This window comes from Synergistaceae bacterium (assembly GCA_017443945.1).
Classification (GTDB): Bacteria; Synergistota; Synergistia; order Synergistales; family Aminobacteriaceae; genus JAFUXM01.
Window position 1 is genome coordinate 1 of record JAFSXS010000023.1, and the last position, 10,660, is coordinate 10,660.

Below are 10,660 nucleotides of genomic sequence, written 5' to 3' on the forward strand. Positions count from 1 at the left end.
GGCATTGAGACTCGAACAAGCTGTACCCGATGTTGTCAAATATGTAGCAGAAGAAATGAAATGCGATATTCCCGTAATTGCAGCCGGAGGAATCTGGGACAAGAAAGATTTAGAACGCGTGTTTAATCTCGGTGCTAAAGGCGTGCAAATGGGGACTCGTTTTGCGTGTACAGTTGAGGGCGACGCGTCAGAAAGATTCAAACAGGCTTATATCGACGCAAAAGAAGACGACGTTGTATTGATTAACAGTCCTGCAGGTTTGCCCGGACGCGCGATAAAGAATCCCTTCGTAGCAAAATATTTAGACGGCACTGTCGAGAGTAAGCCCTGTTTTGCAAATTGTTTGACTCACTGCAAGTACAGAAAAACGAAAGAAACATTTTGCATTGCAGCAGCCCTTGTTGATGCTCAAGTCGGAAACTGGGAGACGGGTTTATTTTTCTGCGGAAGTAATGTAGTGAAAGCTAATAAAATCGAACGCGTACAAGATATTATTTCGGAATTGTTCGAGAATTAATTATCAAGTGCAGCACTCACAGCCCGGCCGCTGAATCCCCTACTTCTGAGCCGGGTTAAAATTTTTCTGTCATCAAGTCCGGAGCTTCTCCAAGTTTCTGCAAGATCTACAGCGCGTGAAATTTCGTCTTCTGAGTCATTCAATGCCTCGTCAATAATTTCATGTGAGACTCCCCGCGCGGAAAGTTCATAAATAATTTTCGCGTTTCCCCACGATAAATGGCCGTCTATAAATAATTGCGAGTAAGCTAAATCATCAATCAGTCCGGACTCTTCTGCATCGTTCATCAAAAAATTTATTTGCGAGTCTGAAAGTTTTTGACGCTTCAGAAATTCATAAGCCTGCGAACGTGTACCCGGTTTACGCAATAAATAACTGAAAAATTTTTCTCGTGTCTCGTTTATGTCATTCATGATGTGATTGCAAGCTCTAATGTGCTGCCTAACCTCCTAAAAATTTCGCGCTTTAATGACGGCTCCGACTCTAAATTTATATCATGACTCGTTAATGCCCTTGCTTCATCACGTGCGAGCAATAAAATTTTTTCGTCCCTCACTAAATCGGCTGCTCTAAAATCTGTAATTCCGTGCTGACGAGTCCCGCAAATTTTTCCCGGCCCGCGCTGTAATAAATCCTGTTCTGCGAGCTCGAACCCGTCAGAAGTCTTAATCATTGCTGCGATTCTTGCTTTGCCTTCGGGAGTGATATTTTTTCCTTCAAGCAGTATGCAGAGGCTTTGTAAATTTCCGCGTCCGACTCTGCCCCGTAATTGATGTAATTGCGCTAGGCCGAAATTTCCTGCGTCCTGAATTATTATAACTGTAGCATTAGGAACATCGACTCCGACTTCAATAACGACTGTAGCAACGAGCAAATTAATTTTATTATCAGCAAAATTCTGCATGACACTTGATTTTATTTCGGGGCTTAACCGGCCGTGAAGCACAGCAATATTTATATCAGGCAGTAAATTTTTCAACCGCTCATAAATTGCATTAACGGCGCTTAAACTTTTTTCCTCGTTCTCGTCAATTAACGGGCAGACCCAGTAAATTTGTTCGCCTCGTGAAATAGTATCATGAATAATTTGCAGGACTCTTCTATATTCTGACGGTGCAAATGAAATTGTGTTAATGCGCTTACGTCCGGGCGGCAGTTCGTGAAGTGAAGATACTTCTAAATCGCCGTAAATTGACATTATAAGCGTTCGGGGAATCGGTGTTGCCGTCATTGCTAAAACGTGAGGATTTGCCCCCTTTGAGATTAATTGTCCGCGCTGTAAGACTCCGAATCTATGCTGTTCATCGACGATAACAAGTGCTAAATCTGCAAAATTTACTTTTTCCGCAAAAATTGAATGAGTCCCAACAATAATATTTATTGAACCGTCAGAGAGTCCAGCTAAAATTTTATTACGTTCGGAAATTTTCAGACTGCCGGCAAGGAAAGCAGCTTTAAGGCCAAGAGGAGCTAAATTTTTTCGCAATTTTTCGTAATGCTGCCACGCTAAAATCTCAGTAGGTGCCATTAATGCAGCTTGATAACCAGAGTCAACAGCTATTAACATCGCAGCAAAGGCAATTAAAGTTTTTCCCGCGCCGACATCACCTTGTAAAAGTCTATTCATTGCGGAATCTTTTGCGAGGTCACTAATAATTTCATCGATTGCAATTTTTTGCGAGTTAGTGAGCTTGAACGGCAAATGATTCATGAAATAATAAAAATTTTTTCCCGGCCTTAATGAGTGAGACTGTGAAGAGCTTAAAAACTTTTGACGGCGCATAATTATCCCTGTCTGCAACAAGAATAATTCATCAAATGCGAGTCTATTTCTTGCGCGGATAAAAGCGTGTGAGTCAAACGGCATGTGAATATTTGCTATTGCTTCAGGAAGAGTCATCATTCCATAGCGCGTTAAAATTTTTTCGGGCATAAACTCGTGAAGACATTTCGACGCATATTTATTGACTGCAAAATTAATTATCCTGCGCAGAGACTTTTGACTCACGTCTGAATTTGCATGATAAACGGGGAAAATTTTTCCTGTAATCGAGGGCGTTTGCGAGCTTGACTCTAAAATCTCAAATTCGGGATGTGTAAAACGGGGAGTCAATAAATTATATTCAATTGCACCGCAAATAACTAGAATCATACCTTTGTGAACGAATTTAATAATTTTTTCGCTGAACCATGACGCGATAACTTTTCCTGTGCCGTCGCTTAATAGTGCCTCAGTGTGTCCGGGTCTTGATCGTGTGTCAAGAACTTCTGCGATAATCGAGTAAAAATTTCCTGGCGATAAATTATTTATTCGCGTTATAGTGCGTCTGTCCTCGTAACGTCTGGGCATAAAATATAATAAATCCTCAAGCGTAAAGATTCCCAGTTTAGAGAGTGCATTTGCTTTCTTTGGGCCGATACCCTCAAGGATTTTCACGGGAGAACTTAATCTAACGGGATTAATTTTCGCTGCTGCCGTCTTCTAACTCTCCTGTTTCTTGATTTATTTCGTCCTGTGAGCGGTCTAAAATTTTGCCGAAATCGAATAATAGTGATGCAGTTTTCTTGACAAAATCTTGTTTCTGAAGGCTCAAGAATCTAATTTGCTCGTTGTAGGACTCGACTTCTTTTTGTGCGTCGCCGATGATTCTGCGTGCTTCTGCTCGTGCGTTTGCGAGAATGTCGTCTGCTCGGTCTTCTGCGTCACGTCTGCGGGATTCTAGTTCCTGCTCGATATTTGCGCGGCTTTGTTCTGCTTTAGCGCGTTTGTCCTGCGAGGCTTGAAGAATGTCATCAGCTGAGTTTTTCGCCTTCATGAGAATTTCACTTGCTTTAGCTTCTGCTTCTGCGATTTTTTCTGCTGATTTAGCTTCAGATTCTGCCGTAATTTTTTCTGCTTCTGCATGAGCGTCTGCAAGAATTTTTTCTGTATTGGCCTTAGCTTGGTCTTCCATGTCCTGGGCTGCTTTGCGTGCTAAGATTAGTGCGTCTTTAATAGCGTCGTTCATGCCTTCTTGTTTCTTGACGAATGACTCTAATTCTTGGATTCGCGCGTCTTTCTCGTCTAATTGCAGGGTGTAAGCCTCTAAATCGTCTGCTACTTGATTCAAGAAATCTTCTACTTCAGGAACGGAATAGCCCCCGAATCTAACTTTTTTGAAGGCTTTGACTTCTACATCTTTTGCTGTAAGTAAATCGCTCATTCTGAAATTCTCTCCTCAGGCCATGCCTCAAACATATCTTTTCTAGGCGTTAATAAATACTGTGCAGTCTCTACCATTGGGATAATAGCTCCATTTATGCCAAAAACGACACCGCCCATAAACTTTACAAAATCGTCGCCCTTTTCCTCGTACTCGACCGCTGTTAATTCGTGAAGATCGATTAATACCATTGCACCGTTAATTAATGCTTCTCTGAGTTTGATTCGGTCATTTTCTGACGCTATCCCCCTGAAGAGAATTAATTTTCCCGGCGCGTAATTAGCTGACGATTTAGAATTTCCTTCACGTCTTGATGAAGATTTTGCGGGCTTGCGTCTTTCTTCTGGGTAATCGTCATCATCATAATCGTCGTCATCGTTGTCAAATCCAAACCAGCGCATTATATTCAAGTTAAACGCCTCCTGTTAAATTTTACGCAAATAAATATATCACAATCTTGTAACGCGTGCTAAAATTTTCGTGCTATAATTATTTCACACTTTCATGCAATTATCCCAAAGAAAATAATTTTACAACTACATTTGCAACTACAAAAAATTAATTTCGTTCATGAGCGCGCAAAGACTCACGGAGAAAAAATTTTTTGTAACGCATAAATTTTCACGCATAATTTCTCGCACCAAATAAAAGCGTACCGATTCGCACCATTGTAGAGCCTTCTAATATTGCAGACTCAAAATCTTCACTCATTCCCATAGATAAAACCGGCATAGCAAGTCCCGTAGAAATTCTCGCACGCTCGCAAAGTTCACGCAAATTAGCAAATGCAGATCTTATTTCGCGTTCATTATCTGTAATCGGGCCGACAGTCATTAAGCCTTCGAGAGCTAAATTTTTCATGAGCATGACAGAATCACATAAACTCGCAAATTTTTCGGGGCTGATTCCTGTTTTGCTCTGCTCGCCTGAAGTATTGACCTCGATTAAAATTTTTATAGTGCGTTCAGATTCAGCGGCGACTCTGTTAATTCTTGCTGCAATTTCTACCGAGTCAACTGAGTCAATATAATCAAAAATTTCTATGGCCTTGCGTGCTTTATTTGCTTGAAGATGACCTATTAACCGCCAAGGGATTCGCTTTTGTCCGTAGAGAGAGTTTTTCTGCGCTGCTTCTTGGACTCGATTCTCCCCGAAAAAATCAATGCACGAAAATTTTTCTACTTCCTGCATCTCTTGAATCGTGCGTGTTTTGCTTACTGCTGTGAAATAAATTTTGTCCGTTCGATTTGCTTTATCACGGGCATTATTGATTCGCTCAAAGATTTCTAATGCGTTCATGATTAGTTATCACCATATTCTAAGATTTTCATCATCTTTTATGCTGTTTGCGTTGAGAATTAATTTATTTCCGGGCTCTACACCTTTTTCGATGAAAAAATTTCTCTCGTCGGCCGGGAAACCTTCAACGATCTGCGGTTCGGGTGTGTTGCCTTTGACGATGAATACAAAATTTTTGCCCTCTCGCGTTATTACAGCTGTATCAGGAATCATTACACCGTTTTGAACATCAGTAACGACGGCAGCTGCAAATTTACGGCTTTTGACTGCTTCAGGCGGGAAAAACGGAAGACGCAAATAAACTTTCAATTTTTGACCCTGAGATTTTACTGCGACGACTTCTGCTTTACGTTCTTTGCCTTCAAACTCGGTTTTGATTCGTATGCGCTTATTTTCGCTGCTTAGTGCCTTAACTAGTGAAGGAGTCGAGTCAAGATATGCGATACATCTTAAAATTTGCGGTTGAGGGATTAATTTTCCGATTGGGTCGCCTCGTCGTAAAAGAGTCCCGTTTTCGATTAATTCTGCGCTGTTAAATTCCGGGAAAGGCTCGAAATCAGGCCATAAACGCGAATAAACCCAGCTTCCTTCTTGGCCGTCGAGTCCTGGATAAAAATATGCTGGATAAGGCGCGCGCACTGCTGAACCGTCGAGAGCTGCAAGTAATTCACCTTTTGCGACTAAATGCGAACGAGGAGTCGGATATGTCAAGAGTCCCTGTTTAGGCGCGTAAATTAATTGCTCGTCCCATAATAATATGCCTTCAAGCGGTTGTTCTTCTGTGTAGCTTGCTGACTTTGCCTCGATAAATTGAAAGTGTGAGACATTATAAGCCTCGTACCAGAATCTATACATCTTATAACCGAACACAACAATAATTATTAGTATCGAGTAATTAACGAGCCTTTGAATCAATCTTGCTATTTGTTTGCGTTTTCGTCTGCTCATTTACGTTTATCGCGCTCAATTTCTGCAAATGCGTTGTGGTCGTGAATGCTTTCATAGCTTGTAACGTTCACGCTGTACCATAAAATTCTATTCTCATTATCGAGAGTCAATGCAAGTTCGCGCAAAATGTCTTCTACGAATCTCGGCCGGCTGTAGGATAACTCAGTGATAAATTTTTCGTCCTCGCGTTTTAAAAGTGTGAACAACGGAGCCGACGCAGCTGACTCGATCATCGCAATTAATTCTTCAAACCATACGAGACCGGAACACCTGACATTTAACGTTACTAATGCGCGTTGATTATGTGCGCCGAAGTCTGAAATTTCTTTCGAACACGGGCAGAGAGTCTGAACCTTCAAAGCGAGTCCGATTATCATATCAAAATTTTTGCCGTCCTCGTGTATAGCTTGAAGAACTACATCACATTTTGAATAGCTTTCTATGCCTGAAACGGGAGCTTTTTTCCTGAAATAGTACGGAAATTTGAAGCTGACGTGACTCTCTGAGGCGTTCAATTTTTCGCAGAGTCTCTTTGTGAATGCGTCAAGATTTGAGGGGGAGACCCGGCCGCGATATTCTTCTAACGTCTCTATGAATCTGCTCATGTGAGTCCCGCGATATTCTTGAGGCAGCATTACACTCATAGAAATTTCTGCAATAGTATTCTGAGTCTTGTTGTCCTTGTCCATTAAGATAACGGGATAGCTGACACCTTTAATGCCGACCCGGTCAATTTGAATATTTCGCGAGTCTTTTTCCTGCTGTACGTCGCGCATAATTTTATTATTTGCCATTGTAATATAACTCGTTGCAATCTAAATCTAATTTATCATTCCATATAACGCCATAACCGCCCGAATCGACTCTAACCTGTTCAAAGAGTCCATTTATGTAATTAAGCATTTGGAAGACAGGAATTTTTTGCATCAACGGCTTGACATCATATTTTTTTGCTGAACCGTCCTGAAATTCTGCGAACAAAATTTTATCAGGAATCGGCGTTATATTCTTTACCCTGTGAAATATCATTATTAATCACCTCAAAGGCTGTAATTTGTGAATATTTTGCGTATTCCACATTTCTAATAATTCGCTCTGATGAAGTGCTGCCCATTCTTTAACGATAGAAACAGCTCGCGGCGGCAAATCTCCATAATTTATATCAAGTGTATTAATATCAAAATTTTCGATGTTCTCATCATACAGCGCGAAAAAGTTAGGGGAACAATCATAATTTTTGCTTGATGGGAGAAACATTTTTATAATTATTCCGTAAAATCTCGTTATTTCCGGCATTGTAAATCATCCTTCCGCACAATCACCCGGCTGTTAGCAGTCTCCCAAATATGAATCTCGTACAACTTGCAATTTTCGCGCGTTAAAAATTTTTCAAGCTCATCCCATACCCATAAGGCGATATTTTCTGCGCTTGGCTGTGAAATAATTTCGTTCAAGTATGCATGGTCTAAACGCGAAATAATTTTTTGCTTCACCAGACTCGACAATTCTGCGAAATCCATAATCATGCCTTCTGAGTCGGGCTGACCTTCAAGAACTACGCGTAATTTATAAGTATGTCCGTGAAGTTTCTCGCATTTACCGTGATAATTTATCAAGTTATGTGCGGCATCAAATACAAAATCTTTCGTCAACAGCATAAATTAATCTCTCCATCTATTATGAAGCCAGAACCATAAATCCGGCCTCTTGCGTATAAATTTTTCCAGTGCATTATTACAGGCAATTACAGAAAGTTTTAATCTCTCTTCATGATTAAGACTCGAATCGGGCATTATTACGGGCTCAGAAAATTCGACTTCATGCTCAAAAGGTGCGATTCTATAACTGCACGCAGGAATAACAGGAACTCCAGACAACATTGACATAACTGCGACTCCTGACATATTTGTTGCGTCGCGGCCTAAAAATGGAGCTATCATTTTCCCTGTGCCTGATACATCGTTGAGTGCTGCAACGTGTGCGCCGTTTTTCAACATGCGTACGAGTCTCATAACTGAAGTATCTTTCTCGATCATGAACATTCCGCCGCGAGTCCTCATGTCAAGAACGTAATTATTTATGTCTTTATCATGCATAGGAGTATATAAGACGTGCAATTTTCCGCCGTGATTGATTGCATTCTGAGCGGTGAAACTTCCGAGCAGCTCCCAATTATTAAAATGTGCAGTCAAGAAAATAGCGCCTTTTTTGCGGTCTAATAAATCATTAACAATTTCGAGGCCGTGAACCTTTTTTACCCAGTTAAACACTTGTTTATGATCACGCTGCATTACAAGAGTCTCCGTCAGAGTCCACGCAAGATTTTCATAAACTTTTTTGCGAATCTCACTGCGCCATTTCTCGTTACTGTCGGGATAAGCAATTTTCAAATTTTCGTCAACAAGTTTTGCGCGCGGGTGAATGAGCTTCAGGAGTCCGGAAAAAAATTTTTCTGTTATTCTGCCTCTGATGCCCGTATTTGAAAATCTCTCGAAAAATTTTATAGCTTTTACTGCTGCTTTCATTGTGCGTTAATCTTTCTGTAAAGAGTCATGATTGAGTCCGCGCACCTTTCGTGTGAACGTCTTGACTTGAGAAAATGTCTAGCTGCCATTGCCATATGACGGCCTTTTTCGCCAAGACCAAATTTTATTATGCGATTCATGTCGGTGTTATCGTCAATCATAAAATAACCGTCGGGGCCGAGAATTTCATCAAGCCAGCCGGATTTTTTCGACGCTACAGCAGTTCCGCGCATTGTTAGGAGTCCTGCTCTCATTGCTTCACGCGGTCCGATGTCATTTGCGATATAGACTCCGCTCAAAGCCTCAGGCCGCAAAACTTTTTGTGATATGTCAAAAATTTCGTAATCGCCTTCAGGAAGTGCAAAATTACTTTTTCCGTAAATGAATACAGCTTTATGGGCTTCTGTGCTTTGACTCTGAGTAACTAGCGAATCAAAAACGGGATAAATTACTCCTTCGCCGTTGAGTGTGCCTTCTGTGAATAAACGAGTCGGATAACCGGCCCAGCAGGTTTTATCTAATAAAGTATGCACAGTCCGAGAATGCAATCGTACAATTTTCCACCAGAACGGCGCAACCCCGAACAAGTGCCAAATATTTTTATGGGCGAAAACGTTTATGAATCTCTCGAAACCTGCCCGATAACTTGAGTCTCTTGCGTCGATTATGTGCAGATCTATATCACGCGAATAACTTTTCAGAGCTGCGGCCATATCCTTTATTACTTGCGCGAAAACGGGATTAACCGAGCTTGCTATATACCAATTACAAGTGAACATTTTATGCAAATTCGGCCATGTTGAATTTTTTGCGGCCGACTCTGACAAATAAATATTTTCCGTTGATGAGTGAGTCTTTGTTGATTTCTGCTTTCTCGTCGAAAATTTTTTCGCCGTTGATTGAGACTCCGCCCTGACGTATTGCGCGTTTTGCTTCGCCGTTGCTCTCACATGCTCCGGAGGACGAAATTATATTTACTACACCTGCGGGAAATTCAAGAGAGTCAATTTTCTTGTATGGGACTTCCTGTTTTAGAATCTCGCAAGTTTCTTCACTGACATTAGCAAAGTCTATTGAAGGATTAAATAAAATTTCGCTGACATTCACAACACTTTTTGCGGTCTCTTGGCCGTGAACTGTTGCGGTTACCTCGAAGGCTAATTTTTTCTGCGCGAGTCTTTTTTCGGGCTGCTTATTGTGTTCGGCGATTAATGAGTCTATTTCTTCAAGCGGCATGAAAGTATAGAGCTTCAACAATTTTGCTACGTCTCTATCATCAGTGTTGAACCAGAATTGATAAAATTTGTAGGGACTTGTTTTATTTGCGTCGAGCCAGACTGCTCCGGCCTCTGTTTTTCCGAATTTAGTTCCTGAGCTTGTCAATAATAACGGCTGAGTCAACCCGAAAACTTCTGCACCGCTTGTGCGCCGTATGTAGTCAGAACCTGCTAATAAATTACCTTGCTGATCGTTCCCGCCCATTTGAAGACGGCAGTTATAGTGTTCATTCAGATATTTGAAGTCCATAGCCTGCAGTAACACATATGAAAATTCAGTGTATGAGATACCTTTTTCGGGGTCTTCGAGGCGTGATTTAATGTATTCGCGAGCGATTAAATTATTTATCGAGAAAAATTTTCCAACGTCGTGCAGTACTTCAAGGAAAGTTATTTTGCTGAGCCAGTCATAATTATTTAGTAGTAGAGCTGAATTTTTCCCGCAGTCGAAGTCAAGAAATTTTTTCAGCTGTGATTTAACACCTTCGATATTATGTTGTACTGCCTCAAGAGTGATTAAATTTCGTTCTTTGCTTTTTCCGGAGGGATCGCCGATTAAACCTGTTCCGCCGCCTGCCAGTGCGATGGGACGATGTCCGAGTCTCTGAAGCCAGCCGAGAGCCATTAACGGAATCAAGTGTCCGACGTGTAAGCTGTCAGCAGTAGGGTCAAAGCCTACATAAGCAGTAATCATTTCTTCGTTCATGACCTGCGAGAGTCTTTCTTCGTTCGTACACCATTCAAAATAACCGCGCTGCTTGAGCGTCTCAAATGCGTTCATGTGAGTAAACCTCTTTTATTCTTGATTTTGACGGTTATTATACATTATTTAAGGGTGATATATGATTGAGTGTTTTGTTTTTTGCCGCCGAGCGGGGTGGGTGGGTGGGA

14 protein-coding genes are annotated in these 10,660 nt (G+C 41.2%); 1 reads left to right on the forward strand and 13 read right to left on the reverse strand.

Annotated features, from left to right (window positions below):
* Nucleotides 1-517 (forward strand): nitronate monooxygenase (locus tag IJT21_02885; protein ID MBQ7577194.1); only part of this gene is annotated, 517 nt, incomplete at its 5' end.
* Here IJT21_02885 and IJT21_02890 read toward each other — a convergent pair.
* From IJT21_02890 to IJT21_02950, 13 genes are all read right to left on the reverse strand, one after another.
* Nucleotides 514-930 (reverse strand): RecX family transcriptional regulator, encoded by a 417-nt coding sequence (locus IJT21_02890; GenBank protein ID MBQ7577195.1) that lies wholly within the window; start codon nucleotides 928-930, stop codon nucleotides 514-516. The genes IJT21_02885 and IJT21_02890 overlap by 4 nt on opposite strands.
* Nucleotides 927-2,954: an ATP-dependent DNA helicase RecG gene (recG, locus tag IJT21_02895; GenBank protein MBQ7577196.1), complete on the reverse strand. Its 2,028-nt coding sequence runs from the start codon at nucleotides 2,952-2,954 to the stop codon at nucleotides 927-929. The genes IJT21_02890 and recG overlap by 4 nt, the downstream gene beginning before the upstream one ends.
* Before the next feature lie 22 nt (nucleotides 2,955-2,976).
* The gene (locus tag IJT21_02900) at nucleotides 2,977-3,720 is read right to left on the reverse strand and encodes a DivIVA domain-containing protein (GenBank protein ID MBQ7577197.1); all 744 of its coding nucleotides are present in this window, start codon (nucleotides 3,718-3,720) and stop codon (nucleotides 2,977-2,979) included.
* On the reverse strand, nucleotides 3,717-4,130 hold the full coding sequence (locus IJT21_02905; protein MBQ7577198.1) for a cell division protein SepF: 414 nt from the start codon (nucleotides 4,128-4,130) through the stop codon (nucleotides 3,717-3,719). The genes IJT21_02900 and IJT21_02905 overlap by 4 nt, the downstream gene beginning before the upstream one ends.
* A gap of 211 nt (nucleotides 4,131-4,341) precedes the next feature.
* A complete protein-coding gene (locus IJT21_02910) occupies nucleotides 4,342-5,019 on the reverse strand; it encodes a YggS family pyridoxal phosphate-dependent enzyme (protein ID MBQ7577199.1) in 678 nt (225 codons plus the stop codon).
* A gap of 9 nt (nucleotides 5,020-5,028) precedes the next feature.
* Nucleotides 5,029-5,967 carry a hypothetical protein gene (locus IJT21_02915; protein ID MBQ7577200.1) on the reverse strand — a complete coding sequence of 313 codons (939 nt, stop codon included), beginning with the start codon at nucleotides 5,965-5,967 and terminating at the stop codon, nucleotides 5,029-5,031.
* On the reverse strand, nucleotides 5,964-6,743 hold the full coding sequence (locus IJT21_02920; protein ID MBQ7577201.1) for a GTP cyclohydrolase I FolE2: 780 nt from the start codon (nucleotides 6,741-6,743) through the stop codon (nucleotides 5,964-5,966). Before IJT21_02920 ends, IJT21_02915 begins: the two co-directional genes overlap by 4 nt.
* A 7-nt stretch (nucleotides 6,744-6,750) precedes the next feature.
* Nucleotides 6,751-6,996 carry a DUF2442 domain-containing protein gene (locus IJT21_02925; GenBank protein MBQ7577202.1) on the reverse strand — a complete coding sequence of 82 codons (246 nt, stop codon included), beginning with the start codon at nucleotides 6,994-6,996 and terminating at the stop codon, nucleotides 6,751-6,753.
* 6 nt (nucleotides 6,997-7,002) lie between these two features.
* Nucleotides 7,003-7,263: a DUF4160 domain-containing protein gene (locus IJT21_02930; protein ID MBQ7577203.1), complete on the reverse strand. Its 261-nt coding sequence runs from the start codon at nucleotides 7,261-7,263 to the stop codon at nucleotides 7,003-7,005.
* Entirely contained in the window at nucleotides 7,251-7,625 is a 375-nt protein-coding gene (gene queD, locus IJT21_02935) for a 6-carboxytetrahydropterin synthase QueD (protein MBQ7577204.1), read from the reverse strand. The genes IJT21_02930 and queD overlap by 13 nt, the downstream gene beginning before the upstream one ends.
* Nucleotides 7,626-7,628: 3 nt before the next feature.
* Nucleotides 7,629-8,492 (reverse strand): lysophospholipid acyltransferase family protein, encoded by an 864-nt coding sequence (locus IJT21_02940; GenBank protein ID MBQ7577205.1) that lies wholly within the window; start codon nucleotides 8,490-8,492, stop codon nucleotides 7,629-7,631.
* The gene (locus IJT21_02945) at nucleotides 8,489-9,271 is read right to left on the reverse strand and encodes a hypothetical protein (protein MBQ7577206.1); all 783 of its coding nucleotides are present in this window, start codon (nucleotides 9,269-9,271) and stop codon (nucleotides 8,489-8,491) included. Before IJT21_02945 ends, IJT21_02940 begins: the two co-directional genes overlap by 4 nt.
* A 1-nt stretch (nucleotide 9,272) precedes the next feature.
* Nucleotides 9,273-10,550: a tyrosine--tRNA ligase gene (locus IJT21_02950; GenBank protein ID MBQ7577207.1), complete on the reverse strand. Its 1,278-nt coding sequence runs from the start codon at nucleotides 10,548-10,550 to the stop codon at nucleotides 9,273-9,275.
* Nucleotides 10,551-10,660: the final 110 nt, after the last annotated feature.

Excerpts from the sequence above, each read along its gene's own strand:
- IJT21_02890 (MBQ7577195.1), bottom strand. The coding sequence starts at position 930 with ATGAATGACATAAACGAGACACGAGAAAAATTTTTCAGTTATTTATTG.
- IJT21_02900 (MBQ7577197.1), bottom strand. The coding sequence starts at position 3,720 with ATGAGCGATTTACTTACAGCAAAAGATGTAGAAGTCAAAGCCTTCAAA.
- IJT21_02910 (MBQ7577199.1), bottom strand. The coding sequence starts at position 5,019 with ATGAACGCATTAGAAATCTTTGAGCGAATCAATAATGCCCGTGATAAA.
- IJT21_02915 (MBQ7577200.1), bottom strand. The coding sequence starts at position 5,967 with ATGAGCAGACGAAAACGCAAACAAATAGCAAGATTGATTCAAAGGCTC.
- IJT21_02920 (MBQ7577201.1), bottom strand. The coding sequence starts at position 6,743 with ATGCGCGACGTACAGCAGGAAAAAGACTCGCGAAATATTCAAATTGAC.
- IJT21_02925 (MBQ7577202.1), bottom strand. The coding sequence starts at position 6,996 with ATGATATTTCACAGGGTAAAGAATATAACGCCGATTCCTGATAAAATT.
- IJT21_02930 (MBQ7577203.1), bottom strand. The coding sequence starts at position 7,263 with ATGCCGGAAATAACGAGATTTTACGGAATAATTATAAAAATGTTTCTC.
- queD (MBQ7577204.1), bottom strand. The coding sequence starts at position 7,625 with ATGCTGTTGACGAAAGATTTTGTATTTGATGCCGCACATAACTTGATA.
- IJT21_02940 (MBQ7577205.1), bottom strand. The coding sequence starts at position 8,492 with ATGAAAGCAGCAGTAAAAGCTATAAAATTTTTCGAGAGATTTTCAAAT.
- IJT21_02945 (MBQ7577206.1), bottom strand. The coding sequence starts at position 9,271 with ATGTTCACTTGTAATTGGTATATAGCAAGCTCGGTTAATCCCGTTTTC.
- IJT21_02950 (MBQ7577207.1), bottom strand. The coding sequence starts at position 10,550 with ATGAACGCATTTGAGACGCTCAAGCAGCGCGGTTATTTTGAATGGTGT.